26 protein-coding genes are annotated in these 23,212 nt (G+C 62.9%); 17 read left to right on the top strand and 9 right to left on the bottom strand.

Features of this window, described 5'->3' with window-relative positions:
- The first annotated feature begins 49 nt into the window (after positions 1-49).
- From LB513_RS00585 to LB513_RS00575, 3 genes are all read left to right on the top strand, one after another.
- Positions 50-658, top strand: a complete 609-nt coding sequence (locus tag LB513_RS00585) for a helix-turn-helix domain-containing protein (RefSeq protein WP_224661501.1) — start codon at positions 50-52, stop codon at positions 656-658.
- Entirely contained in the window at positions 648-1,733 is a 1,086-nt protein-coding gene (locus LB513_RS00580; RefSeq protein WP_224661500.1) for an ABC transporter ATP-binding protein, read from the top strand. Before LB513_RS00585 ends, LB513_RS00580 begins: the two co-directional genes overlap by 11 nt.
- Positions 1,734-1,845: 112 nt before the next feature.
- The gene (locus tag LB513_RS00575; RefSeq protein WP_224661499.1) at positions 1,846-2,160 is read left to right on the top strand and encodes a hypothetical protein; all 315 of its coding nucleotides are present in this window, start codon (positions 1,846-1,848) and stop codon (positions 2,158-2,160) included.
- 29 nt (positions 2,161-2,189) lie between these two features.
- On the opposite strand, the gene LB513_RS00570 is transcribed toward LB513_RS00575, so the two are convergent.
- On the bottom strand, positions 2,190-2,894 hold the full coding sequence (locus LB513_RS00570; protein WP_224661498.1) for an SOS response-associated peptidase: 705 nt from the start codon (positions 2,892-2,894) through the stop codon (positions 2,190-2,192).
- 156 nt (positions 2,895-3,050) lie between these two features.
- Between LB513_RS00570 and LB513_RS00565 the strand changes: the two genes are divergently transcribed.
- Positions 3,051-3,389 (top strand): ArsC family reductase, encoded by a 339-nt coding sequence (locus tag LB513_RS00565; protein ID WP_224661918.1) that lies wholly within the window; start codon positions 3,051-3,053, stop codon positions 3,387-3,389.
- Between the two features lie 77 nt (positions 3,390-3,466).
- Here the strand turns inward: LB513_RS00565 and LB513_RS00560 are convergent, their stop codons facing one another.
- The gene (locus LB513_RS00560) at positions 3,467-4,723 is read right to left on the bottom strand and encodes an aminopeptidase (protein ID WP_224661497.1); all 1,257 of its coding nucleotides are present in this window, start codon (positions 4,721-4,723) and stop codon (positions 3,467-3,469) included.
- Positions 4,724-4,913: 190 nt separating this feature from the next.
- On the opposite strand from LB513_RS00560, the gene LB513_RS00555 reads away from it, so the two are divergent.
- A complete protein-coding gene (locus LB513_RS00555) occupies positions 4,914-6,074 on the top strand; it encodes a YbfB/YjiJ family MFS transporter (RefSeq protein ID WP_224661496.1) in 1,161 nt (386 codons plus the stop codon).
- Positions 6,075-6,178: 104 nt separating this feature from the next.
- Positions 6,179-7,438 (top strand): peptide antibiotic transporter SbmA, encoded by a 1,260-nt coding sequence (gene sbmA / locus LB513_RS00550; protein ID WP_224661495.1) that lies wholly within the window; start codon positions 6,179-6,181, stop codon positions 7,436-7,438.
- 33 nt (positions 7,439-7,471) lie between these two features.
- Here sbmA and LB513_RS00545 read toward each other — a convergent pair whose 3' ends face one another.
- On the bottom strand, positions 7,472-8,476 hold the full coding sequence (locus tag LB513_RS00545) for a polysaccharide deacetylase family protein (protein ID WP_224661917.1): 1,005 nt from the start codon (positions 8,474-8,476) through the stop codon (positions 7,472-7,474).
- A 192-nt stretch (positions 8,477-8,668) separates the two neighbouring features.
- Here LB513_RS00545 and LB513_RS00540 point away from each other — a divergent pair, with 192 nt between their 5' ends.
- Both LB513_RS00540 and der read left to right on the top strand, forming a co-directional pair.
- Positions 8,669-9,334, top strand: coding sequence for a tetratricopeptide repeat protein (locus LB513_RS00540; protein ID WP_224661494.1), 666 nt, complete (start codon positions 8,669-8,671; stop codon positions 9,332-9,334).
- Positions 9,331-10,767: a ribosome biogenesis GTPase Der gene (der, locus tag LB513_RS00535; protein WP_224661493.1), complete on the top strand. Its 1,437-nt coding sequence runs from the start codon at positions 9,331-9,333 to the stop codon at positions 10,765-10,767. Before LB513_RS00540 ends, der begins: the two co-directional genes overlap by 4 nt.
- A gap of 56 nt (positions 10,768-10,823) precedes the next feature.
- Here the strand turns inward: der and LB513_RS00530 are convergent, their stop codons facing one another.
- A complete protein-coding gene (locus LB513_RS00530) occupies positions 10,824-11,744 on the bottom strand; it encodes a LysR substrate-binding domain-containing protein (RefSeq protein ID WP_224661492.1) in 921 nt (306 codons plus the stop codon).
- A 114-nt stretch (positions 11,745-11,858) separates the two neighbouring features.
- Between LB513_RS00530 and LB513_RS00525 the strand changes: the two genes are divergently transcribed.
- The 7 genes from LB513_RS00525 to LB513_RS00495 all read left to right on the top strand — a co-directional run bounded on the left by LB513_RS00525 (position 11,859) and on the right by LB513_RS00495 (position 17,452).
- The gene (locus tag LB513_RS00525) at positions 11,859-13,163 is read left to right on the top strand and encodes an MFS transporter (RefSeq protein ID WP_224661491.1); all 1,305 of its coding nucleotides are present in this window, start codon (positions 11,859-11,861) and stop codon (positions 13,161-13,163) included.
- A gap of 135 nt (positions 13,164-13,298) precedes the next feature.
- Entirely contained in the window at positions 13,299-14,486 is a 1,188-nt protein-coding gene (locus LB513_RS00520) for a cell wall hydrolase (RefSeq protein ID WP_224661490.1), read from the top strand.
- A 253-nt stretch (positions 14,487-14,739) separates the two neighbouring features.
- On the top strand, positions 14,740-15,144 hold the full coding sequence (locus tag LB513_RS00515; protein WP_224661489.1) for an AtpZ/AtpI family protein: 405 nt from the start codon (positions 14,740-14,742) through the stop codon (positions 15,142-15,144).
- An 83-nt stretch (positions 15,145-15,227) separates the two neighbouring features.
- Positions 15,228-15,986, top strand: a complete 759-nt coding sequence (locus tag LB513_RS00510; protein WP_224661488.1) for a F0F1 ATP synthase subunit A — start codon at positions 15,228-15,230, stop codon at positions 15,984-15,986.
- Between the two features lie 72 nt (positions 15,987-16,058).
- The gene (locus tag LB513_RS00505; protein ID WP_013896722.1) at positions 16,059-16,283 is read left to right on the top strand and encodes a F0F1 ATP synthase subunit C; all 225 of its coding nucleotides are present in this window, start codon (positions 16,059-16,061) and stop codon (positions 16,281-16,283) included.
- 67 nt (positions 16,284-16,350) lie between these two features.
- Positions 16,351-16,950 carry a F0F1 ATP synthase subunit B gene (locus LB513_RS00500; protein ID WP_224661487.1) on the top strand — a complete coding sequence of 200 codons (600 nt, stop codon included), beginning with the start codon at positions 16,351-16,353 and terminating at the stop codon, positions 16,948-16,950.
- Between the two features lie 10 nt (positions 16,951-16,960).
- Positions 16,961-17,452: a F0F1 ATP synthase subunit B gene (locus LB513_RS00495; RefSeq protein WP_224661486.1), complete on the top strand. Its 492-nt coding sequence runs from the start codon at positions 16,961-16,963 to the stop codon at positions 17,450-17,452.
- Between the two features lie 228 nt (positions 17,453-17,680).
- On the opposite strand, the gene LB513_RS00490 is transcribed toward LB513_RS00495, so the two are convergent.
- Both LB513_RS00490 and LB513_RS00485 read right to left on the bottom strand, forming a co-directional pair.
- Positions 17,681-18,376, bottom strand: coding sequence for a ribonuclease HII (locus LB513_RS00490; RefSeq protein ID WP_224661485.1), 696 nt, complete (start codon positions 18,374-18,376; stop codon positions 17,681-17,683).
- A 152-nt stretch (positions 18,377-18,528) separates the two neighbouring features.
- A complete protein-coding gene (locus tag LB513_RS00485) occupies positions 18,529-19,683 on the bottom strand; it encodes a PA0069 family radical SAM protein (protein WP_224661484.1) in 1,155 nt (384 codons plus the stop codon).
- Positions 19,684-19,833: 150 nt separating this feature from the next.
- Here LB513_RS00485 and LB513_RS00480 point away from each other — a divergent pair, with 150 nt between their 5' ends.
- Together LB513_RS00480 and LB513_RS00475 are read left to right on the top strand one after the other, a co-directional pair.
- The gene (locus tag LB513_RS00480) at positions 19,834-20,355 is read left to right on the top strand and encodes a glycosyltransferase (RefSeq protein WP_224661916.1); all 522 of its coding nucleotides are present in this window, start codon (positions 19,834-19,836) and stop codon (positions 20,353-20,355) included.
- A gap of 147 nt (positions 20,356-20,502) precedes the next feature.
- Positions 20,503-21,477, top strand: coding sequence for a hypothetical protein (locus LB513_RS00475; protein WP_224661483.1), 975 nt, complete (start codon positions 20,503-20,505; stop codon positions 21,475-21,477).
- Between the two features lie 21 nt (positions 21,478-21,498).
- Here the strand turns inward: LB513_RS00475 and moaB are convergent, their stop codons facing one another.
- The 3 genes from moaB to LB513_RS00460 are packed head-to-tail and all read right to left on the bottom strand — an operon-like array spanning position 21,499 to position 23,148.
- Positions 21,499-22,050, bottom strand: a complete 552-nt coding sequence (gene moaB, locus LB513_RS00470; protein WP_224661482.1) for a molybdenum cofactor biosynthesis protein B — start codon at positions 22,048-22,050, stop codon at positions 21,499-21,501.
- Entirely contained in the window at positions 22,037-22,957 is a 921-nt protein-coding gene (locus LB513_RS00465) for a 4-(cytidine 5'-diphospho)-2-C-methyl-D-erythritol kinase (protein WP_224661915.1), read from the bottom strand. The genes moaB and LB513_RS00465 overlap by 14 nt, the downstream gene beginning before the upstream one ends.
- 5 nt (positions 22,958-22,962) lie before the next feature.
- Entirely contained in the window at positions 22,963-23,148 is a 186-nt protein-coding gene (locus LB513_RS00460; RefSeq protein ID WP_224661481.1) for a hypothetical protein, read from the bottom strand.
- Between the last annotated feature and the right edge of the window lie 64 nt (positions 23,149-23,212).

Below are 23,212 nucleotides of genomic sequence, written 5' to 3'. Positions count from 1 at the left end.
TCTCGACGCCGCGCCGCGCTCGGACAGAGATGCTGACAAGGAACGACTGATGGACATGCTGGACGAAGCCGCCGCGAAGCCAAAGGACGATGCCGACATCCGTGTCGGCAGGCGCCTTCGGGCGTTGCGGCTGGAGCGCAATTTGTCGCTTGCCGATCTGGCGGCCAAGGCCGGCATATCGATCGGTGCGCTGAGCCAGATCGAGCGCGGCATGACCTCGTTGCGCGTCAAAGTCATCTGGCCGCTCGCCGCCGCTCTCGACATCGAACCATCAGCGCTGATCGCCGACGGCAACGATGCCGTCAACGATCTCTACTGTGTGCGCGCCGGTAGCCGCCGAGCCATCCCAGTAAAATCGGAAGGGATCGCCAAGGCTTTGCTGTCGCCGCCCGGTGCGGCGCTGACCGGCATGTTGGTGAGTGTCGAAGCGGCCGGAGGCACGGCCGACGCTTATGCCCATGCCGGCCACGAGTTCGGCTATGTGCTGGCCGGCGAGGTCGAACTCGTGGTGGGTTCAACCAAATACGCGCTGAAGACCGGCGACAGTTTTGCCTTCAAGAGTACGCTTTTTCATGCCTTCCGCAATCCAGGCAGCGAGCGTTGCCAGATTCTCTGGGTCAACACCACGAAGCCCTCCGAGGTTCGCGATGGCGCCTGATCCGCTCGTCCGGCTGCAGGCCGTCTCGAAGATTTTTCCCGGTGGCGTCGTCGGGCTCGACGCTGTCGATCTCGACATTATCAGCGGCGAGTTCATCACGCTGCTCGGGCCGTCGGGTTGTGGCAAGACCACCAGCCTGCGCGTCATTGCCGGCTTCGAAAGGCCGTCGAGCGGCCAGGTGCTGCTCGACGGCCGCGATATCACCGCGCTTCGCCCGTTCGACCGCCCGGTCAACACCGTGTTTCAGGACTACGCGCTGTTTCCGCATATGGACGTTGCGCAGAATGTGGGCTTCGGCCTGTCCCTGCGAAAACTCTCGGGGGCCGAGCAGGCCAGGCGGGTCGCTGAGGCGCTCGACATGGTCGGCCTCGCCGACAAGATCCGCGCCCGCGTCTCGCAATTGTCGGGCGGCCAGCGTCAGCGTGTCGCGCTCGCCCGCGCCATTGTCTGCGAGCCGCGCGTGCTGCTTCTCGACGAACCCTTGTCGGCACTCGATGCGCATCTGCGCGAACAGATGCAGGTCGAGCTGAAGCGATTGCAGTCCAGGCTCGGCACCACCTTCGTCATGGTCACCCACGACCAGACGGAGGCGTTGTCCATATCCGACCGCATCGTCGTCATGAACAAGGGCCGCATCGAGCAGATCGCGCCACCCGCCACGCTTTACGACCAGCCGGCGACCAAGTTCGTCGCCAGCTTCATCGGCACCATGAATCTTCTGCCATCGCGATTTGTCGGTCGCGATGGCGACCGCTTGCGGTTCCACGCCGGCGCCTTGCCCCTGGAGGCTGTGTCTGAAACCGGTCAGTCACCCAGCGAAGGCGAGGTGCGTACCATCGGTGTGCGTCCGGAGGATTTGCTGGCCGCAACCGAGGCTGCGCCAGGCACCGCGCCGGCGCGCGTCAACAGCATCGTTTTCCACGGGCGGACCTTGCGCCTTCACGCCGAGCTGGGGCAAGGATTGCCGGTGGTAATCGACGCCCCGCGCCAGACCGAGGGTTTTAGATTTGGCGTCGGCGACGTGGCGCATATCAGTCTGCGCCGCGGCGCCAACTGCCCTATGCTTCCTGCATAGTCTGACCATCCTCGATCCTCGGGTAGGTTATGGCCTTTTGCCGGCTGTGAACAAACTGAACACGACGTTCGGCGCGGATTGACCTTACAAGGAAATAATTCCTAATGAGCTCATGCCCGAGCTCAGCAGCCGTCCGCGCCGAAATGTGCAAACCCTGGGCCTGGCACATGAGGTCGGGCAGCTCATTCGTGTCCGATGCCTGAACTGCAACATCACGCGGCACTATCTGCCTGGCGACCTTGCAAAACTGGTCGGCGACATTCCCTTTTGGGACGTGGAAGGCCATATGCGATGCGAACGCTGCAAACGCCGCGAGCTTGACGCAAGCGTGATCCTGCCAAGTGCTGCCGAGCGCGTGAAAATTCGCGTCAGGCGCCTTGTCGAGATCCGCATGGTTCGCCGGGTGATCTGGCGAGACGATGACTGAGGAGAAGACCGGCAGGCCCTTTCCGCATCCTAGAACAGCGATCCCTGGGCTGGCGCCTCCAGCCGAAATTTGATCTGCGTCGCCGGCTTCTCGACGATCACCAACGCATCGTCGGGCGCCGTCTTCTGCAAATGCCGGGCCTCGGCCCACGGCGCCGTCAGCCAGGTCTCCGTATCCTCTAGCGTGGTCAGGATCACGGGCATCGCCTTCTCATGGAGCGGCGCGATGAGGGCATTCGGCCTGGTGGTCATGAAGGCGTAGACTTCGAAGTCGCCAGGCCCATCCTTGACCTTTCGTACGCCCTGCCAGCGGGTCCAGAAACCGGCGAAGAAGAATAGCGGCCGGTCATCGTTACGGGCAAACCAGTAGTTGCGCTGGATTCCCGTTTCCGGATCCTTGTCGTTCGGTGAGGGGCTGGGTTCCGCGAAGCTGGTCACCGGCACGACGCATCTATTCTCGACGCTGACAAATTGCTGCCAGTGCAGATATTGCGGATTGCGAACGTTCGTAGTGCAGTAGTCGGCCTTGCCTTTCATGCGATCCGGCGGTGTCGGCAAACCCCAAAGTAGTCTCGCCAGCTCACGCTCACCGTCCAGGGTGTTGCGTACGACCAGGCCGGGCTGATTGGGATAGATGTCTATCGAAGGTTCGAGATTGCCGCTGATATCGCGCAAGGTGCGCGTCCATTGACGGACGGCCTCCTGGGTCGTGGTGATGTTGTAAAGGTTGCACATGCATCCAGCATCGCGGAATCCGCCATTGTCTGCAACCGATGCCAGACCTGGGAACCAGCCGGCGGTGCGACCGAGCGCCGAAGCCGCTGGCAAAACGCCCGGGCGTCCTTATTCTGTGGCGGAATCGAAGTCTGAAGGGCAATTGTTTTGATCACAATCTACGGCATCATCACCTGCGACACCGTCAGGAAGGCGCGCGTCTGGCTCGATGGTCACGGCGTGCCATACCGGTTTCACGACTATCGTGCCGAGGGCATCGAAGCAGCCAGACTGGACGGCTGGGCCGGCAAGGTCGGCTGGGAAAAGCTGCTCAACAAGGGCAGCACCACATTCCGCGAGTTGCCGGACGAGGACAAGCAGGCTCTCGATGAGGCGAAGGCCAAGGCGCTGATGCTAGCCAAGCCGACAATGATCAAGCGGCCGGTGCTGGAGGTCGATGACGCGCTCTTGGTTGGGTTCAAGCCTGATGTCTACGAGGCAGCGGTGGATAGATAGAGCGCTGAATACCCCTCACTTCGCCGGGTCAAGTCCGAGGATGACGAAGGTGTGGTGGCGATAGCTAACTCAAATCCCTAGGCCCATTCGCCCTTGCGCATCACCGGCACACGGGCGCCGTCCTTATGCACGCCGTCTATGTCGATCTTGTCCGAGCCGATCATCCAGTCGATGTGGATGAAGCTCTTGTTGCCGCCACGCGCCGCGATCTCGTCCTGGCTGAGCGAGGCGCCGTCGACGAAGCACTTCGAATAGCATTGGCCGAGCGCGATGTGGCAGGCGGCGTTCTCGTCGAACAGCGTGTTGAAGAACAACAGGCCGCTGGCCGAGATCGGCGAGGAGTGCGGAACCAGCGCCACTTCGCCCAGCCGGCGCGATCCTTCATCGGTGTCGAGCACTTTCGCCAGCACGTCCTCGCCTTTCGACGCCTTGGCTTCGACGATCCTGCCTTCCTCGAAGCGGACCTGGATCTCGTCGATCATCGTGCCCTGATAGGACAGCGGCTTGGTGGAGGAAACATGGCCGGAGACCCGTCTTGCATGCGGGGTCGTGAACACCTCCTCGGTCGGGATATTCGGGTTGCAGGTGATGCCGTTCTTGGCGGTCGATGCGCCGCCCATCCATTCATGGCCATCGGCCAGCCCGACGGTCAGGTCCGTGCCTGGCCCGGTGAAATGCAGCGCATGGAACTTATGCCCGTTCAGCCACTCGGTACGGCTGCGCAGGGCTGCATTGTGCGCTTTCCAATTGCCGATCGGGTCTTCGACATCGACTCGCGACGCCGCGAAGATGGCGTCGGCGAGCTTGGCCACGGCGACATCGTCGGCGTCATCGGGGAAAACCTGCCTGGCCCAGGCGACGTCCGGAAAGGCGACGATGTTCCAGTTGATGTCGAAGCCGGTGATTTTTTCCAGCGCCGGCTGGTAGGCCATCGAATTTGCCTTGTTGGCTCGGGCCACCTTTGACGGGTCCTGCGCCGACAGCAGGGAGGGATCCTCGCCGCGCACGGCAAGCCGGGCCGCATTGTTGGCAAAGGCCTTTGCCATGCCCTCATAGAGCCAGCCGGCGGCGTGGTCGAAGCCGGCATCGGCGCCGAAGCGATAGCGCGCCAGCGTCATCTCGTCATCGTTGAAGATCGGCGTCACAAGCCCGGCGCCGGCCTTGTAGGCCTGCTCGACGATGCGCCGCGTCAGGGGCAGGGCCGCGATCGAGGAGGTCAGCACCAGATCCTGTCCGGGCTGCAATTGCAATCCGACCTTGATGGCGACCTCAGCCAGCCTGTCGAGCTTCACCGGGTCGATCGATGCGGAAACGCCGCGCGAATGTGTGGTCATGATTCTGCCTGCCGTGATGTGATGACGACTGAACATAGACCGGCGCTCCGGTGCTTTCCACCTTGATCGTGCCGGGAGGCCTCGTGAGTGAGGTGCGGCGACAATGAATGACACCACTTCGCGGCGTGCGATCGCTGGCCCAACAGGATGCGGATTGTTTCAGTGTTCGCCGCCCTTATGCTGCACCGCAATGAGATCCGTCACCTCGAAAGCCCTGCGGTTCACCGTCGCCGGCATGATTGCCCTGGCCGTCGCCATGGGCATCGGCCGTTTCGTCTACACCCCCATCCTGCCCGGCATGATGGAAGAACTGCATCTGTCGCCGGCCAATGCCGGATGGATCGCGTCGGCCAATTATCTCGGCTACCTCGTTGGAGCGTTGGCGGCAGCGGGCGGCTGGGCGCATGGGCGGGAGCGTCAGCTCATGCTGGCCGGGCTGGGAGCAAGCGTGGTCCTCGCGGCGCTGATGGGACTGTCAAGCACGATGGCTGCCTTTATCGCCATCCGCTTTCTGGCCGGTATAGCCAGCGCCCTGGTCATGGTCTTCATGGCCGGAATAGTCTTCAGCCATATCAACGCCGCCGGTCGTGGCGACCTGCAGGCCTGGCACTTTGGCGGCGTAGGTCTGGGCATCGCGGTCTCAGCGGCCATGATGGCGGCGTTGGTCACGGTGCATGCCGGCTGGGCGGCGGGCTGGCTGTGGTCGGCGGCAATTTCGGCCTGCGGCTTCGTGGTTGTCGCGCTGTTGGTGGACGAGGGTCCGCTTGCCAACGGCGAGGCCGCCCGTGAACCGCCCCTGCCGAAAGACCCGGCGCTGAAGAAGATCATTCTTGCCTACGGCTTGTTCGGCTTCGGCTATGTGGTGACGGCAACGTTCCTCGTCGCCATCGTCCGGCAAGGCGGCGGCAGTCGCGTCTTCGAGGCTCTCGTGTGGATGGTGGCCGGCCTCGCCGGGTTCCCCTCGACATGGCTGTGGCAAAAAATTGCCGCGCGCATCGGCCTTCACGCCGTTTATGCGCTGGCGTGTTTCATCGAGGTCGCCGGCGTTACCGCCAGCGTTTCCCTGGACGGACAGGCCGGGCCGCTCTTGGGTGCGTTCCTGCTCGGGATCACCTTCATTACCATTACAGCATTTGGCCTGCAGGTCGCGCGGCAGCAGGCGCCGGCAGCGCCCCGCCGCATCTTCGCCGTCATGACGGCATCCTTCGGTCTGGGCCAGATCATCGGACCGCTCGCCGCGGGGTCGCTGGCGCAGGCATCAGGCGATTTCTTCGTCGCCTCGATCGTCGCCGCGGCCCTTCTGGTCGTCTCCGGCGCGATCACCTGGTCCACCGCGCCAAAATCGCCATGATTTGCCGTCCTGCTCCACGCCGGGCATCGGGCAGCCATTTTCTTTCCCGCTAATGTGTGACTTTATGCCCGCTGATTTGGGCACCAAGCAAGGAATTCGCCACAGTGTTCGTATCCTTTTTCCCGCAGCCGAAGCTGTTCTTCACTTCGGCAGCTGTGTGGAGCCTTGCGGCAATCCTCTTCTGGTTCTTCGGGGGTGAGCAATTGGGCGCGGTACTCGGCCTGCCGCCGGCCGCCGCCGGTGATACCCCTATCGTCGGCATCGCGGTCCTCATCTCGAAACCCTTCCTTTGGTTCTATGTTTATTTCACGATTTGCGTAGCACTTTTCTATGCATTCTGGCGTCTGTATTCACCCCACCCTTGGCAGAACTGGTCTATCCTCGTAGCAGCGTTGATCCTCTTCCTGATCTATTTCAACGTGCAGATCAGTGTCGCCGTCAACGACTGGTACGGTCCGTTCTTTGATTACATCCAAGGACTCATTTCCAAAACGATCGAATCCACCAACGCAGAGTTTTACGGCCGACTGGGTACGTTCGCCTGGCTGGCGCTGGTCGGAATGAACGTCAGCGTGGTTAATGCCTTTATCGTCAGTCATTGGATTTTCCGTTGGCGCATGGCGATGAACGAGCATTTCATGACGAATTGGAACAAGCTGCGCCACATCGAGGGCGCGTCCCAGCGAGTCCAGGAAGACACGATGCGTTTTGCCCAGATCATGGAGGATCTCGGCACCAGCTTCGTGCAGTCGATCATGACGTTGATCGCGTTCCTGCCGGTATTGATCAAACTCGAGGTCCATATCAGCGAGTTGCCAATAGTGGGCGCGATACCTCATCCCCTTGTGGTTGCGGCGATCGCCTGGTGCGTGTTCGGAACCATTTCGGTAATGATCGCCGGTTTGAAGCTGCCCGGCCTGCAGTTCCGAAATCAGCGCGTCGAAGCGGCGTATCGCAAGGAACTAGTGTACGGAGAGGACCACGCTGACCGAGCTCAGCCCGCCACGACAGCGGAATTGTTCAACAACGTTCGCCGAAATTACTTCAGGCTGTACTTCCATTACATCTATTTCAATGTAGTGCGTTATACGTACCTGCAGGCCGATAATATCTTTGCGTTCTTTGTCATGGGGCCATCGATCGTGGCGCACAGAATAACGCTTGGCGTCCTCAACCAGATACCGAACGCCTTTGGCAGGGTAACAAATTCGCTGCAGTTCTTGCTGACTTCCTGGTCGACCATTGTCGAACTTCAGTCGGTTCACAAACGCCTGCGCGCCTTCGAGGCGACACTGCAAGGCGAGCCGCTGCCGGCCATCGATCAGCGTTATCTCGAACGGCATGGTGTCGAGGATCAAGCCTAAGAACGAGTATCCGCAAGAACCGGTTTGGCGTGTTCAGCCGCCAACCGTCTGCTTCAGGCCGGCATCGCGCGATGAAACATAGTCGCGAAAGCTGATGCACTCGACATCGGCCTTGACGCAGACCTCGCTAGCGAAGCGCTCCAGCGCCTTCCAATAGGCCCCGTCATTCATCAGGGTGAAGTGGAAGCCCAGTTCCAGCGGAATGCGCTTGCCCCTGTATTGCGCCTCGAAGGCGGCCCGGAAGGCATCATAGGTCCGGTTGCTGAACTCGTCGGCCTTTCGCGGCCGCTCCAAAGCGCCGGAATGCCTGACATAGAGATTGTAGTCCATGGCGATCACCGGCCGCGACTTCGGTCCCTCCGGAATCTGCGGCAGTGAAAAATGCATGATGCCATTGCCGTCCGTCGGCAGGACGGCGCCGCGCGAGACGCCGCTGGCGTCGAACTGATAGCCGGCCACGGGCAATGCCTCGTAGAGCGCCTTGTTTGCCGACAGGTATGGCGCGCGAAAGCCGATCACCAAATGCCGGGCGAAATCGCGCCAGCCCTCGGGCTCCGGCTCGATGCCGTTGATCGCGTAGGCGTTTTCGAGAATGTGCTCGAAGGAGCTGAATTCCTTTAGCCAGTCGGCCTTGCTCCAGTCCTTGCCGTCGAAATGACCACAGGCATGGCTGGCGATATCGTGGCCTTCCTGCGCGGCGAGACCGATCTGCTCCAGCCGTTCGGCCACCTCCTGCTTCGAGGCGGCGAAGCCGATGTTGGATTTTCCCGCGCTCTTGCCCGGCGCCGTGTAGGCCTTGCGTGTTTCCGGAGACAGCAGGAAAACGCAGGACAGGAAATAGGTGAAATGGGCGCCGGTACGCTGCGCAAGCGCCCGGCTGCGCTTCCATTGCGAAATGTCGCGCGCGCTGTCGAACGAGATGATGACCACCTGCTTCGGTTTCGCCGGGCTTGGCGGGCCGGGCGGATCGGCCAGCGCCGCGCCGGATGCGGCGAGCGAGGCGAGAAAAAACGCAACAGCGCGGGACGGGCGAAGCATTGGCAAGCTGGACTGACCCTTGAGGAAACGACTGAAGCCGGCTATCGCGGAAATATGGCGCGGGTGCGGTCGGCCTTTTCCCGCAACGGTCCTGATAAAGGCCGATTTTCCCGCCACACCCCTTCCATGCCGACAAAATTTCGCTAAAACGCGGGCTGACAAAGGCCCGCCGGGCAGGAATGGTTTTGATCCATGTCGGACGACAGTTTTATCCGCGAAGTCAACGACGAGATTCGTCGCGAGCAGGCGCAGTTGCTCTGGGACCGTTTCGGCCCCGCTTTGATTGTTGCCGCTGTCCTCGTTGTGGTCGGCACCGCCGCCTTCGTCGGCTATCAATACTGGGATGAAAGCCGCGCCAACCGCTCCGGCGATGCGTTTTCGCAGGCGCTGAAGCTTGCCAATGACGGCAAGAACGACGAGGCGCTGACGGCGCTCGACGAATTGGAGAAGGATGGCTACGGCGCCTATCCGCTGCTCGCCCGCATGCGCGCCGCGACCGTCAAGGCCGACAAGGGCGATGTTGCCGCAGCCGTCAAGGATTTCGACGATGTCGCCGCCGACACCGCAATCCCTCCGGGCATTCGCGACATGGCACGGCTGCGGGCGGCGCTGCTGCTCGTCGACCATGGCTCATTCGCCGACGTCTCCAGCCGCGTCGAGCCGCTGACCTCGGATACCAACACGCTGCGCCACACCGCGCGCGAGGCGCTTGGCCTTTCCGCCTGGAAGGAGGGCAAGGCCCAGGATGCGCTGAAGCTGTTCGACCAGATTGCTGCCGATGACGGCGCACCACGCAACACCCGCGAGCGGGCAACCTTGATGTCCGAGCTGATCCGCGGCTCGGGCAATGCGTCGTGACCTTTAAAGTCGCCATCATCGGCAGACCCAACGTCGGCAAATCGACTCTTTTCAATCGGCTGGTGGGAAGGAAGCTGGCGCTTGTCGATGACACGCCGGGCGTGACCCGCGATCGCCGCGTCCATTCCGCCAAGCTCTATGACCTTCATTTCGATGTCATCGATACCGCCGGCTTCGAGGATGCAGCCGCTTCCACCTTGCCCGGCCGCATGCGCGCGCAGACCGAGATTGCAATCCGCGAGGCTGACCTGATCTTCTTCACGGTCGATGCCAAGTCGGGCTTGATGCCCGATGACAAGACCTTTGCCGAAATCGTCCGCAAATCGGGCAAGCCGGTCGTTCTTGTCGCCAACAAAGCCGAGGCGAAAGGCGCCCAGGGCGGCATGCTGGAGGCGTGGGAACTCGGCCTTGGCGAACCCATCCCGATTTCGGCCGAGCACGGCCAGGGCATGCCCGATCTGCGCGACGCCGTCATCGGCGCACTTGGCGAAGCGCGCGCGTTCGGCGAAGAAGAGGACGACGGCGACGAGAGCGCCGCCGGCGAGGTTCTGATCGGCGAGGACATTGCCGATCCTGACGCCGAGGATGTCAACACCTATGACGACACCAAGCCGATGCGCATCGCTGTTGTCGGCCGCCCGAACGCCGGCAAGTCGACGCTGATCAACGCTTTGATCGGCCAGGAGCGGCTCCTGACCGGTCCGGAAGCGGGCATCACCCGGGATTCTATCTCCGTCGACTGGGACTGGCATGGCCGCCGCCTGAAACTGTTCGACACCGCCGGCATGCGCCGCAAGGCGCGGATCCACGAGAAGCTGGAAGTCATGTCCGTGCAGGACGGCTTGCGCGCCATTCGCTTTGCCGAGATCGTCATCATCGTGCTCGATGCCACCATTCCCTTCGAGAAGCAGGACCTGCAGATAGCCGACCTGATCATCCGCGAGGGCCGTGCCCCGGTGATCGCCTTCAACAAATGGGATCTCATCGACAATCCTCAGGAGCTTCTGGCGGAGTTGCGTGAGAAGACCGAACGCCTGTTGCCGCAGGCGCGGGGCATCCAGGCCGTCCCGGTCTCGGCCGAGACCGGGCGCGGACTCGACAAGCTCATGGACGCGGTCTTGAGGACCCACAAGGTCTGGAACAGCCGTGTTTCAACCGGCAAGCTCAACCGCTGGCTTGAAGCCATATTGGCACATCATCCGCCGCCTGCCGTCGCCGGCCGCCGCCTGAAGGTCAGATACGTCACCCAGGCCAAGACGCGTCCACCGGGTTTCGTCGTGCAGTGCTCGCGGCCGGATGCGATGCCGCAATCCTATGTGCGCTATCTCTCGAACAGCCTGCGGGAAGCTTTCGACATGCCGGGCGTACCGATCCGCATCGCGCTGCGGACTTCGGACAACCCGTTCGCAGGGCGAGCGAACAAGCGAAAATGAGGCAATTGCCTCTCGGCCATCTGCCGTAACACCTACGGCATTGTCATCGCCGGAACCTAAGCAACCGCTCTCAACCTCTCATCCATCCGCGCATCCTGCGGCAGCGCCTCTATCGCCGCCTGCAGCAATATGTCCGCCAGCCGCGCCGCCACCGGGTCCAGTTCAGCGTCTTTTTGGTGCAGCACAAGCGCCATCGTCGGCAGCGCCGGCAGACCCAGCACCTGCGGAGCCATTGCACTAACGGTGGCCGGCAGGCCGATATCGGTTCGGATCGTGAGCCCCAGCCCCGCCGCCACTGCCGCCCAGATGCCGCCAAGGCTGGGGCTGGAGAAGGCCATCCGCCACGGCAGGCCGGCGCGGTCAAGCGTCTCGGTCGTCACCGTGCGTAACAGGCAAGGTGCTTCCAATGCCACCAGCGGCAGCGGCTCACCGTCGCGCAGGCTGGTCTCGATCAGCTTTGCCGGACCGATCCAGTGCAACTGCACATCGCCGACATTGCGGCTGTAGGGCAGCGCCTGGCCGCACTCCCACGCCAGCGCTATGTCGAGATTGCCTGATGTGATCCGCTCCGCCAGTTCATAGCTGCGCGCGATCCGCGCCTCGATCTTGACCTTGGGATGCGTCCGGGCGAAGCGCCCGAGCACTTCCGGCAGCACCGCCTCGCCGAAATCCTCCTGCAAGCCGAGCCTGACCCAACCTTCCAACTCGACGCCGTGGATGGCGGAAGCTGCTTCGTCGTTCAGCTCGAGCAGCCGGCGCGCATAGCCGAGCATGGTTTCGCCGGCTTCGGTCAGCGCCAAGCCGCGGCCGGACTTGCGAAAGATCGGTGTCGCCGCCTGCTCCTCCAACTTTTTCAACTGGGCGCTGACGGCCGAGGTCGAACGCCCAAGCCGATCGGCTGCCTTGGCGAAGCTGCCGAGTTCCATGCCGGTGACGAAGCTCCGGAGCACGTCGAGGTCGAAGTTTATGCGTCGCAACGGATAGTCCTGTTTTTCGGGAACAATGATAAAGAACTTCCCGATATTCAGGATGAAACTATAGCGGTAGGGACTCCCCGTCAATGTCCGAAATGCCATTACAGGAGTCCCGCAATGTCGATCGTCGATGCAGATTGTGAGTCAGACCGGGTTGGCCGCGCTCCCGACACTTCGAAGGCAGGACGATTCCGCGCCAATCATCGCTGGAAGGTGCTCGGCATCGGCGTTGCCGCCAATGCCAGTTTCTCAGCCACCTTCTCCGGCATTCCCGCGGCGGCTGTGTTTTTGCGTTCGGGTTACCACCTCACTAACGGCGATCTCGGCCTTGTCCTCGGCCTCCTCGGATTGGGCGTGGCCCTGAGCGAACTGCCCTGGGGGCTGCTCACCGACCGCTGGGGCGATCGCGGCGTGCTGATGACCGGGCTCGGCGCGACGGCGGCTTGGCTTGCGCTGATGGCGCTCTTCATCGTGCCATCGACGACGTACCTGCCCGGCGTTGCATCACTGGCCGCATGCCTGCTGGTCGCCGGCTTGCTCGGCGGCAGTGTCAATGGTTCCAGCGGCCGTGCCATCATGGCTTGGTTCCGCGAGGGCGAGCGCGGCTTTGCCATGAGCATCAGGCAGACGGCGGTGCCGCTCGGGGGCGGGTTCGGCGCGCTGGTCCTGCCGTCGCTGGCGTCGGTGCACGGTTTCGCGGCGGTGTTTGCGCTGCTGGCGGCTTTGAATGCCGTCTCGGCGCTGTTTGCCTGGCGCTGGCTGCATCAGCCGCCGGAAAAAGACCTTGGGATCAACAGTGCCGAACGCATCGCGATGGCCAAGCCGGCCGGCCCGGCGCTCCTGCGCAATGTCGAGGTCTGGCGCATCGCCGCGGCAGTAGGCCTGCTCTGTTTCCCGCAGGTCGCCGTGCTGACCTTCTCCTCCGTATTCCTGCACGATTTCGCCGGCATGGGCACGCTGGCGATCAGCGCCAGCCTTGCCAGTGTCCAGGCCGGCGCCATGGTGATGCGGGTGTGGAGCGGCCGCTTCACCGACCGCCACGGCAACCGCCGCTGGTTCCTGCGCCTCTGCAGCATGACCAGTGCGGCCGGCTTCGCGGCTCTCGGCCTGCTAGTGTACGCGGCAATGGCGATGCCGGGCGTCCAAGTTGCGCTGATACCCGCCATCGCCGTGCTGCTGGTCGCTGCCGGAATTTCGATTTCCGCCTGGCATGGCGTCGCCTACACCGAGCTTGCCACGCTTGCCGGCGCCAACCGGGCAGGAACCGCACTTGGCCTTGCCAACAGCTTCGTCTTCGTCGCCTTCTTCGTGGTGCCGACGGTGATTCCCTCTTTGCTGCTGATCTTGTCGTGGCCAGGCGTCTGGCTGGTGGGAGCGCTTTGCGCGCTCGTGGCCTGGCCTATCCTGCTGCGGCCGAACTGACGGTTCGACTCGGCTCATACCGCCGTTCCGTTTTGGGCCGATTTGAAAAACCACGATCGATCGCGTTAACCCCGCATCAAGGTTAATGCATCATTTTCTCTCCAGTGAGTTGGTAGCGTTCCTGGAGAGTGTTCCGTGCATCGACGTGTGTTGAAGCGGCTCGTTGCCGCCGCCGGTGAGAAAAGACGCGGCTTTCTGCCTCCTCTTGTCATCGGCCTCGGCTTGTGGATCGGGTTCCCGACCGTCGCCGCCTACCAGGATATGACGAGCCTCGTGTCCGGACTTGAAGCGTCGAGCGCACGCTGGAATTCCTATGTCGAGAAATCCGTCGCCGGCTCAACCCATTCGGCCGAGATGCCCTTTGTCGATTCAGATATCACCGGCTCCATCTCCGGATCCGGTATACATCTGGCCGGTGTCGGCAACGTCTCGTTTCGCGCCAAGGGTGGCAAGGTCCGCGGTACAACGCCCGACGAGGACCGCGTCTTGCGAGCCGACAAGAAGGGCCGCATCATAGAAATGTCGCCTGTCGCTCCGCCCAGGAACTTCAATGCAGGGTCGATTTTCGAGCGCACCTCGTCCCTGTTGCGTCCCAGCATAGACGGCGGCCTGAAGATGGCATTCGCCAAGCCCGGGATCAAAGGCAAGGAAATCCAGATCGCGGCGGCCTTCCATACGCGTGAGGACAGGAAGCCGGATCGCGGCGTGCCGTCCATGCTTGCAGCCCTGGTCAACAATGATCATCCGGATGTCCTGGCGACAGCCTATGCCCCGGCCGAACCCGACTACGCCAAGGCTTCACCCTTCGAAGCCTTGCTCCAGGACGAGGCGCCGGGCGACGGCCGCTTCATCCCGCCAATGGCCAAGGGCGATCATTCGTGGATCCAGAACCCGCTTCCGGCAAGCGTCTTCTCCAAGCCCGAGCAGGCATGCCTGGCCAAGGGCATCTATTTCGAAGCCCGCAGCGAATCCGTGCGTGGTCAGGCCGCCGTCGCGCAGGTCATCCTCAATCGCGTCCGCAATCCCGCCTATCCGAATTCGATCTGCGGCGTCGTCTATCAGAACGATAGCTGGTTCAACCGTTGCCAGTTCTCCTTCGCCTGCGACGGCCGGAAGAAGCGCATCGACAGCCCCGCCGCCTACCAGACCGCGCAGGAGATCGCCATGGCCGTGACGGCCGGCAAGATCTTCATCCCGGAGGTCGGATCGTCGACGCACTACTACGCTCAGTATGTCCACCCCAACTGGGCGCGCACGATGCAGAAGATGACCAAGATCGGCCTGCATATCTTCTACCGCACCTATGGCGGCGGCTGGAGCTGACCGCGGAACGACCCGGCGGTCTCTCCCGTGCGGCGGGACCGATCTTGGACCTGTTGCCCGGAGGATTCGGCCAACGCGCTCACGCCGCCGTGATGGGCACGATGTCGCACCTTCGTAAGCGGTTGATTCGGCAGAAGAAAATACATCATGTTGAAGCGCCGACCGTGGCTTGACGGGCGCAAACCCTCTAACTATGTTGCCGGCGACTTTAGATGCGGACGGACGGCATGTTCTGCCGGGCGAGGGGGTTGCGATGGCCGACACGAACGGGCCAGACGGAACCGGAAAAACCGGCCCCGGCAAACAGGATCATGCCGACATCCGTGACGACGATCTCGAGCGCCGCCGGCGCGACCTTGAAGCATCGCTTGCGACAAGGCTGCCGGACCGGCTTGAGGGGAAAGACGACGCGAAAGCGGGCAGTACGGCTGGTTATGGCCAGGCGGTCAAGCTCTCCAGTGAATTCATCGCTGGAGTGGTCGTGGGCGCTGGCATAGGCTGGGTTATCGACCGTCTGGCGGGGACATCGCCGTGGGGTCTGATCGTTTTCCTGCTGCTTGGTTTTGGCGCCGGAGTGCTCAATGTCATGCGTTCCGCAGGCGTTGTGGCAGAATTCGGGCAGGGCCAATCGCGCCGTGACCGGGACGAAAACAAATGAGCGCTCTTCAGGCGACGTTTGGAAATAGCCGCTTCGGGCGGCAAAGTTTATCTGGCCGTACGCGGCATTGACGAGGTTAGAACGTGGCAGCTGACAAGGTCGATCCGATCCACCAGTTCCATATTACCAAGCTGATTCCGATCAATATCGGCGGCTATGACCTGTCTTTCACCAATTCCGCCCTGTTCATGGTCACCACCGTGGTGGTGGCCGCCGCGTTCCTGTTCCTCACGACATCGAGCCGCAGCCTCGTTCCCGGCCGGCTGCAGTCGGTGTCGGAAATGGCCTACGAATTCGTTGGCAACATGTTGCGCGATGCCGCCGGCACGCAGGGCATGAAGTTCTTTCCCTTGGTTTTCTCGCTGTTCATGTTCGTGCTGGTTGCCAACCTGCTCGGCCTTTTCCCATACTTCTTCACCATCACCAGCCACATCATCGTGACCTTCGGGCTGGCCGTGCTGGTGATCGCGACCGTGATTATCTACGGCTTCATGAAGCATGGCCTCGGCTTCCTGAAACTGTTCGTGCCGCATGGCGTGCCGGTCTACCTGATGCCGCTGGTGGTGCTGATCGAAGTGATATCCTTCGTGTCGCGCCCGGTCAGCCTTTCGGTGCGTCTGTTTGCCAACATGCTGGCTGGCCATATCACCCTGAAAGTGTTTTCGGGATTTGTCGTCAGCCTGAGCGCGCTTGGTGCGCTGGGCATCGCGGGTTCGATCCTGCCCCTGGCCATGGCGGTGGCCCTGACGGCGCTCGAATTGCTGGTTGCCTTCCTGCAGGCCTATGTGTTTGCCGTGCTGACCTGCATGTATCTCAACGACGCCCTGCATCCCGGGCACTGACCAAAATTTCCGGCCTGATTCTGGCGCCGGATGGAATCGCAACGAAATTTTAGATCCAAAGGAGTTGAACAAATGGACGCAGAAGCAGCAAAGTACATCGGCGCCGGCATCGCTTGCCTGGGCATGGGTGGCGCGGGCATTGGCCTCGGCAACATCTTCGGCAGCTACCTCTCGGGCGCGCTGCGTAACCCGTCGGCTGCCGATGGCCAGTTCGGCCGCCTGATTTTCGGCTTCGCCGTGACCGAAGCTCTGGGCATCTTCTCGCTCCTCATCGCGCTTCTCGCCCTGTTCGGCTGAACCGAACGTTGGGAAGATTGGACAGGCCTGCTGCGTGGGCGGCGGGCCTGATATCAGGGGATAGTCCATGTTCGTGACATCTGCCTTCGCGCAAGAGTCCGCGCCTGCGGCCGACACCAGCCACGCTGCGACGGAAGGCGACACGCATTCCGGCACCGGCGTGCCTGCCGAAGCGCATGGCGTGTTTCCGCCATTTGATCCGGCGACCTTCCCGTCGCAGCTCCTGTGGCTGGCGATCTCATTCGGGCTGTTCTATCTGTTCCTGAAGCGCGTTGTGATGCCGCGCGTCGGCGGCATCATCGATGTCCGCAACGATCGCATCAGTCGCGACCTCGACCAGGCCGCCAGATTGAAAGCCGAGGCCGACGCTGCCGTCGCTGCCTATGAGCAGGAATTGGCGGAAGCCAAGAAGAACGCCAACTCGATCGGTCAGCAGGCCGCTGACGCTGCCAAGGCGGATGCCGAAGCCGCGCGCAGGAAAGTTGAGACCGCGCTCGACGAAAAGCTTGGCGAGGCCGAGGCACGGATTTCATCCATCAAAGCCAATGCCATGAAGGAAGTCAGCGGCATCGCCGAGGACACCACTTCGGCGATCGTCGAGGCACTGTTTGGCGGCAAGGCCAGCAAGGCCGAGATCGCTGCGGCCGTCAAATCCGTGGCTGGGTGAGGAGCGCATCATGGACGCCACATCTCTCGCGACGCTCTGGGCAACCATAGCCCTCATTATCTTCCTGGGCGTCGCCATATACATCAAGGTGCCCGGCATGGTGGCCAAGGCGCTCGACGCCCGGGCCGCCAGGATCAGCAATGAACTGGACGAGGCGCGCCGCCTGCGCGAGGAAGCCCAGCAACTGCTTGGCCAGTACCAGCGCAAGCGCAAGGAAGCCGAGCAGGAGGCAGCCGACATCGTCGCCGCCGCCAAGCGCGAGGCGGAGATCCTTGCCGCCGATGCGCACCAGAAGACCGAGGACTATGTCGCACGCCGCACCGCGTTGGCCGAACAAAAGATCGGCCAGGCAGAGCGCGATGCCGTTGCAGAAGTGCGCGCGAGCGCCGTCGATATCGCTGTGGAGGCGGCCCGCACGCTGCTCGCCGGCAAGATCGATGCCAAGGCGGGCGCTGACCTGTTCCAGGCTTCGCTTCAGGACGTCAGGTCCAAGCTCAACTGACCTGAATATTCAAGTCAAGCATCAAAGCCGCCGGGCGACCGGCGGCTTTTTCTTTTTGGCTGAGACTAAAACCGCGAAGGCGGGGGGCGACTAAACGTCAGGCCGGCCTGTGGTGTGGCAAAGCGAATCGCGTCGTCTCGATCCTGCAGATCAAAGGGCGTTGGGCCCAGTCGAACCAACCGCCTCTGTCGCCCCCGGCTGCATCTTGCCCATGCGTAAGGCGCTTGCTTAATCAAGCGCTGCCATGCTGTCTTCTTCAGCCAGTTCGGTTCCGCCCAGCCTGAACGGTGAAAACGACACGCGGTGCAGCCGCGCGACCGGGCCATGCGCCTCTATCGCGGTGCGATGGCGTACCGTGGCGTAGCCCATGTGGACCTCAAAGCCGTAGTGGCCGTGGTGACTGCCGCAGCCGCACATCATGCGGTCACGCATCACCTTGGCCACGATCGAGGCGGCGGCGATGGATTGTGAACGCTGGTCGCCCTTGATCAATGCTCGAGCCGCGCAGGGCAGCCCCGGCGGCACGTCGCGCCCGTCGGCCAGAGCGAGCTTCGGCTGAACCGGCAGCCCCACCAACGCCCGGCGCATCGCCTCCAGGCTGGCCTTGAGGATGTTGCTGCCATCAATACCCTCGGCGCTGATCGACGCCATTGAAACACCCAGGGCGGAGCCGAGAATTTTCAGGAACAGAGCCTCACGCTGCAAATGGTTAAGCCGTTTGGAATCGTCCAGGCCTTCGGGGATGTTGGCGGGGTCGAGCACCACGGCCGCGGCCACGACCGGCCCGGCCAGGGGGCCACGCCCAGCCTCATCCATGCCGGCCACGGGCCACAGCCCTTCGGCCATCGCCTTCGTCTCGAAGGAGAAGTCTGGTCTCTCGATGATCTCAAAGAGAGGCGGAGAATCAGAGCGCGCGCGAGCCATGTTGCGGCGAGGTTCGCATCGGCTCCGATTCTCCGCAAGTCCCTCCGGGTCGGGTGGGGCGCCGGACCGGGAGGGCACCGTCTGCAGGCCGGGGCAGGCCGGACGGGATTGTTTGCCGTGGCCCAAGGAGCCAGCCGGCGACGATTCGGTCTTTAGAGCAGCATCAACTGCTCCTGGTCCTTGCCAGCCGCGACGAACTGGTCGGTCCGCAGCGTGCGACGCTCGGCATTGAGGCCGAGACGTTTCGCCGTGATTTCGAAGCGTCGGCCGATCTGCCACGCATAGGGTCCCGCGCCCTTCATGCGCTTGCCCCATTCCGAATCGTAATCCTTGCCCTCGCGCATCGAACGGATCAGCGACATCACATGGCGATAGCGGTCGGGATAATGGCGCAGCAGCCAATCCTTGAAGATCGGGCTGACCTCCAGCGGCAGGCGAAGCACGACATAGCCAGCCTCGCGCGCGCCGGCGGCGCTCGCCGAATCGAGGATACGCTCCATCTCCTGGTCGGTCAGGCCGGGGATAACCGGCGCCACCATGACCGAGGCCGGGATGCCGGCATCCGACAGCTGCCGGATCGCCTCCAGCCGCTTGGTCGGCGTCGACGCGCGCGGCTCCATGGTCCGCGCGAGCATGCGATCGAGCGTCGTCACAGACAGAGCCACCTTGGCCAGCCCACGTTCGGCCATGCGCGACAATATGTCGATGTCGCGCGTCACCAGAGCAGATTTGGTCACGATGCCGACCGGATGGCCACGCGCCTCCAGTACTTCAAGGATCTCGCGCATGATCCGGTACTGCTTCTCGATGGGCTGGTACGGATCGGTGTTGGTGCCTATGGCAATGGTGCGAGGCTGATAGCCCTCCTTCGACAGTTCCTTGTCGAGCAGCCGTGCCGCGTCGGGCTTGGCGAAGAGCTTGGATTCGAAATCGAGGCCCGGTGACAGGCCCATGAAACTATGCGTCGGCCGAGCGAAACAATACACGCAGCCATGCTCGCACCCGCGATAGGGGTTGATCGAACGATCGAAGGAGATGTCGGGGGATTCGTTGCGAGTGATGATGGTGCGCGGCTTTTCGACCTGGACCTCGGTCTTGAACGGCGGCAGTTCTTCCAGCGAATTCCAGCCATCGTCGAACACATGACGGCTGACCGGCTCGAACCGCCCCGAGGGGTTGATCCCCGCCGAACGACCTCGGCTGCGGTCCGGACGGACACGCACGCCGCTCTGCTCGATCATTGCGTTGGCCATCTCGGCACGTCCTGCTCCGAAAGCTGCAATGTCGGCGCGCACGATCTGTTCCATTTTCGCCCGCTCCCAAGGACTGTCCGAGTTGCTTCGAATCGCTCTGCTCATGAAATTATTCCTATTTCGTGGAAGAGAACAAAGCAAGAACTTTTGATGATGCGGCGCCGCAACTGGCGCGCCGCCGCACTTTCAGCTATTCGGCTAATCATGCTCAGCGTTCTTATCGAAACCCGCAATGACGAGGAGGCACTTGCCCGCACGCTTGCCTCGCTGGTTGGCGGGGCGGTGGAGGGCGTGGTGCGTGAGGTCATCGTCTGTGACGCCGGTTCGACAGATCATACCCACAGGGTCGCCGAACATGCCGGCTGCCAGTATGTGCGCAGCGGTGGGGTGGCGGCCGGCATCCGCCAGGCCAAGGGTGACTGGCTGCTGATGATTGAGCCTGGCGCGCGCCTGGTGGACGGGTGGACAGAGGCTGTTGTCGCTCATACGGCAAAGCAGACCATGGCCGCCCGGTTTTCTCGGGCGCGCGGCAGCCGGACGCCGTTCCTGGCACGGGTCTTTTCAGGCAACCGCGCGTTGGCGGAGGGATTGGTGATCAGCAAGCGTCAGGCAGCGGCGAAAAGCGCCGGCAGCGCGGAGGCGGTGGCGCGCGGCATGGCGACGAAAAAGCTCGACGCCGAGATCTGGGTCGCACCGCCTAGGCAGCCAAACGGACACTCAAAATAAGAGCTTGAAACTGCACCCGTCCATTGTGCATTGCACAATGAGTCGACCGGAGTTAGCATGTCATCGCGGCGGCAGAACTGGGTTTGGATCATATGAAGCGGTGAGCATCGATAAGGCATCGATGTTCCTTCGACGTGCGAGGCCTCGATGACCCTTCCAGCCCCCGATCAATCCGGCGCCGCCAGTCTGGAATCCATTGCTCGCAACGGCGGTCTGTTGCGCCGCATTGCAGTGCGCGTACCGACTTACCTCAAGGATCTGCGCGAAAACCCTTCATGGCTGCCGATGTTCGTGCTGGCGCGGACCATGGCGGGACGAAGGCTCCATTGGCTCGGTGCGAAACCGGCGCGTCCGGCCGCGAATGCGAAAGACACCATGTTCCCCGGCGTGGACCGCGCCGCGGCCGTAGACGCGCTGCGTTCGGAAGGGCTCTTTTCCGGGCTGGTCCTGCCGACCGCGATCCATGAGGAGATCGCCCGGTTTGCCGAGCGCACACCATGTTTCGGCAATTTCGACCGCCGGCTGGAATTCATGCCGGCCGAGCACGGGCAGGCGGAAAAGCGCTTCGGCCGCCCATTGCTCAGCGGTCACTATTTCGAGCGTACCCTCGACTGCGATGCGGCGCTTGCCGTCCAGCGCGACCCGCTGCTCCTGGATATTGCCGCGCATTATCTCGGCGGCCAGGCCAAGATGATCACAACGCGCGTCTGGTGGAGCTTTCCGACCGGTGCCGCTTCCGACGCCGACAAGAACCTCGCCTCGCTCGGCAAGTATCATTTCGATCTGGACGATTGGCGGATGCTGAAATTCTTCTTCTACCTCAAGCCCGTCGACGCGGACACCGGTCCCCATGTCTATGTCAGGGGCAGCCACAAGCGCCGTAGCCTCAAGCATCAGTTGACGCTTCTCGTCGGCCATCCCGCGCAGGAGGTGTTGGATGTCTATGGCGAGCAGAGCCCTGTGACCTTGACCGGTGAGGCCGGCATGGGTTTCGTCGAGGATCCTTTTGGCTTCCATATGGGCACGGTGCCCGCCCGCACGCCGCGGCTTATGATGGAGGTCGGCTTCGGCGTGTCGCCGCCCTCGCGCCGGCGTTTTCACGGCGAGCCGGTCATCCGCTGAGAGGCTCTACGCGAACCCGCTTTAAGCGTTGCCTCCACGCCGCAGATGCTCGTCCAGGCGAGGCATGATCTCAACGAAGTTGCAAGGCATGTGCCGGTAGTCGAGTTGTGCTTTGAGGATGCCGTCCCAGGCGTCCTTGCAGGCGCCGGGCGAGCCCGGCAGCACGAAGACGAAGGTGGCGTTGACGACGCCGCCTGTCGCCCGGCTCTGGATCGTCGACGTGCCGATCTTGTCGTAGGAGATGCGATGGAACACTTCCGAAAAACCGTCCATGCGCTTTTCGAAGATCGGCTCCAGCGCTTCCGGGGTCACGTCGCGCCCGGTGAAGCCGGTGCCGCCGGTGGTGATCACTACATCGATCGCCGCGTCCTTCGACCAGCCAAGCACCTTCTCGCGGATCTTGTCCCGATCGTCGGTGACGATATCGCGGGCGGCCAGGATATGACCGGCCTCGGTGATCCGATCGGCCAGCGTCTGCCCTGATTTGTCGTCGGCAAGGCCGCGTGTGTCCGAGACGGTGAGCACCGCGATGCGCACGGGAACGAAGGAACGGCTCTCGTCAAGTCTGGGCATCGGCGCCCTCCGAGGCGATGCTGCGCGTCGCAGCGACAAACCAGTCGGGTTGGCGCGCCCGGATCTCGGCGGCGGCGCGCTTGGCGACGTTGCCGGTCTCGAACAGGCCGAAACATGTCGCGCCCGACCCGGACATGCGCGAGAATCCAGATCCTGCCTTGTCCAGCCACGAAATCGCCCTGCCGATGGCCGGCTGCATCGCCATGGCCGCCGTCTGGAGATCGTTTCGGGTGATTTCCAGCCAGTTGCGCAGGCTGTGGAAGTCGATGCTACGCGGCATGGGAGGCAATGGCTCGTTGTCGCGACGCGAAAGTGCCGCGAACACATCTGCCGTGGAGACCGGCGTGCCCGGGTTGACCAGCACCAGCCCGAGCGCCGAGAAATCCGGGACCACCGACAGTTCGTCGCCGATGCCACGCGCCACCAGCGGCTTTGCCGCCAAGCACATCGGCACGTCGGCGCCGAGCGAAAGCCCGATCGGCGCCAATTTGGCGTCGCCCATGTTCAGCCCCCAGACCTGCGCCAGCCCGCGCAGCACGGCCGCGGCGTCGCTCGATCCGCCGCCGACGCCAGAGGCGACCGGCAGGTTCTTTTCGAGTTTGATGGAGACAGGCGGTGTGTCGTCCGGTCCGGCCGCGTGCCGCAGCGCGTCACGGGCTTTCAAGACGAGATTGCTGACGTCGAGCGGAACCGCCGGCGCATAGCGGCCGGACACGGTGAAATCGTCGCTGTCGGCGAGGGCGATCTCGACCCTGTCGCCAAAACGCGTGAACACCGCCAGGCTTTCGATCAGGTGATAGCCGTCGGGTCGCCGGCCGGTGACATGCAGCGCAAGATTGATCTTGGCATGCGCATGCAGGGTCCGTGAACCGATGCCGGTGTCCGCCGTGTCCGTCGTCTGCGAGATGATGCTCAGTCCTTGGCCAACCGGTATTCGCCGGTCTTCGGATCCTTAACCAAGGTTCCAATCGCCCCGTTGGCCGTCTGCTTTTCGGTGCGTCGCACCTTGGCAGTCACGCGCTCGGCTTCGCGCACGAAAGCGCGGTAGCCGAAATAGGCGGCTGCGGCCACGACGGTGAAGAAAATGATCTGCGGCATGTCAAAACTCCTCCCGCGCTGGGCCGGCGAATGCGGCCGGTCGGGTCGGTTGCTGCACGTCGCC

This window comes from Mesorhizobium sp. ES1-1, from assembly GCF_020164785.1.
Classification (GTDB): Bacteria; Pseudomonadota; Alphaproteobacteria; order Rhizobiales; family Rhizobiaceae; genus Mesorhizobium.
Note: the sequence above shows the minus strand (reverse complement) of the source record. Positions and strands in the feature narration are given on the sequence as shown.

Bases quoted from the DNA above. Each gene is read 5' to 3' on its own strand.
- LB513_RS00555 (WP_224661496.1), top strand. From the start codon at position 4,914: ATGAGATCCGTCACCTCGAAAGCCCTGCGGTTCACCGTCGCCGGCATG.
- LB513_RS00515 (WP_224661489.1), top strand. From the start codon at position 14,740: ATGGCCGACACGAACGGGCCAGACGGAACCGGAAAAACCGGCCCCGGC.
- LB513_RS00560 (WP_224661497.1), bottom strand. From the start codon at position 4,723: ATGACCACACATTCGCGCGGCGTTTCCGCATCGATCGACCCGGTGAAG.
- LB513_RS00580 (WP_224661500.1), top strand. From the start codon at position 648: ATGGCGCCTGATCCGCTCGTCCGGCTGCAGGCCGTCTCGAAGATTTTT.
- LB513_RS00480 (WP_224661916.1), top strand. From the start codon at position 19,834: ATGCTCAGCGTTCTTATCGAAACCCGCAATGACGAGGAGGCACTTGCC.
- LB513_RS00485 (WP_224661484.1), bottom strand. From the start codon at position 19,683: ATGGAACAGATCGTGCGCGCCGACATTGCAGCTTTCGGAGCAGGACGT.
- LB513_RS00495 (WP_224661486.1), top strand. From the start codon at position 16,961: ATGGACGCCACATCTCTCGCGACGCTCTGGGCAACCATAGCCCTCATT.
- LB513_RS00490 (WP_224661485.1), bottom strand. From the start codon at position 18,376: ATGGCTCGCGCGCGCTCTGATTCTCCGCCTCTCTTTGAGATCATCGAG.
- LB513_RS00545 (WP_224661917.1), bottom strand. From the start codon at position 8,476: ATGCTTCGCCCGTCCCGCGCTGTTGCGTTTTTTCTCGCCTCGCTCGCC.
- LB513_RS00585 (WP_224661501.1), top strand. From the start codon at position 50: ATGGACATGCTGGACGAAGCCGCCGCGAAGCCAAAGGACGATGCCGAC.
- LB513_RS00525 (WP_224661491.1), top strand. From the start codon at position 11,859: ATGTCGATCGTCGATGCAGATTGTGAGTCAGACCGGGTTGGCCGCGCT.
- LB513_RS00500 (WP_224661487.1), top strand. From the start codon at position 16,351: ATGTTCGTGACATCTGCCTTCGCGCAAGAGTCCGCGCCTGCGGCCGAC.
- LB513_RS00460 (WP_224661481.1), bottom strand. From the start codon at position 23,148: ATGCCGCAGATCATTTTCTTCACCGTCGTGGCCGCAGCCGCCTATTTC.
- LB513_RS00475 (WP_224661483.1), top strand. From the start codon at position 20,503: ATGACCCTTCCAGCCCCCGATCAATCCGGCGCCGCCAGTCTGGAATCC.
- LB513_RS00505 (WP_013896722.1), top strand. From the start codon at position 16,059: ATGGACGCAGAAGCAGCAAAGTACATCGGCGCCGGCATCGCTTGCCTG.
- LB513_RS00540 (WP_224661494.1), top strand. From the start codon at position 8,669: ATGTCGGACGACAGTTTTATCCGCGAAGTCAACGACGAGATTCGTCGC.
- moaB (WP_224661482.1), bottom strand. From the start codon at position 22,050: ATGCCCAGACTTGACGAGAGCCGTTCCTTCGTTCCCGTGCGCATCGCG.
- LB513_RS00575 (WP_224661499.1), top strand. From the start codon at position 1,846: ATGCCCGAGCTCAGCAGCCGTCCGCGCCGAAATGTGCAAACCCTGGGC.
- LB513_RS00570 (WP_224661498.1), bottom strand. From the start codon at position 2,894: ATGTGCAACCTTTACAACATCACCACGACCCAGGAGGCCGTCCGTCAA.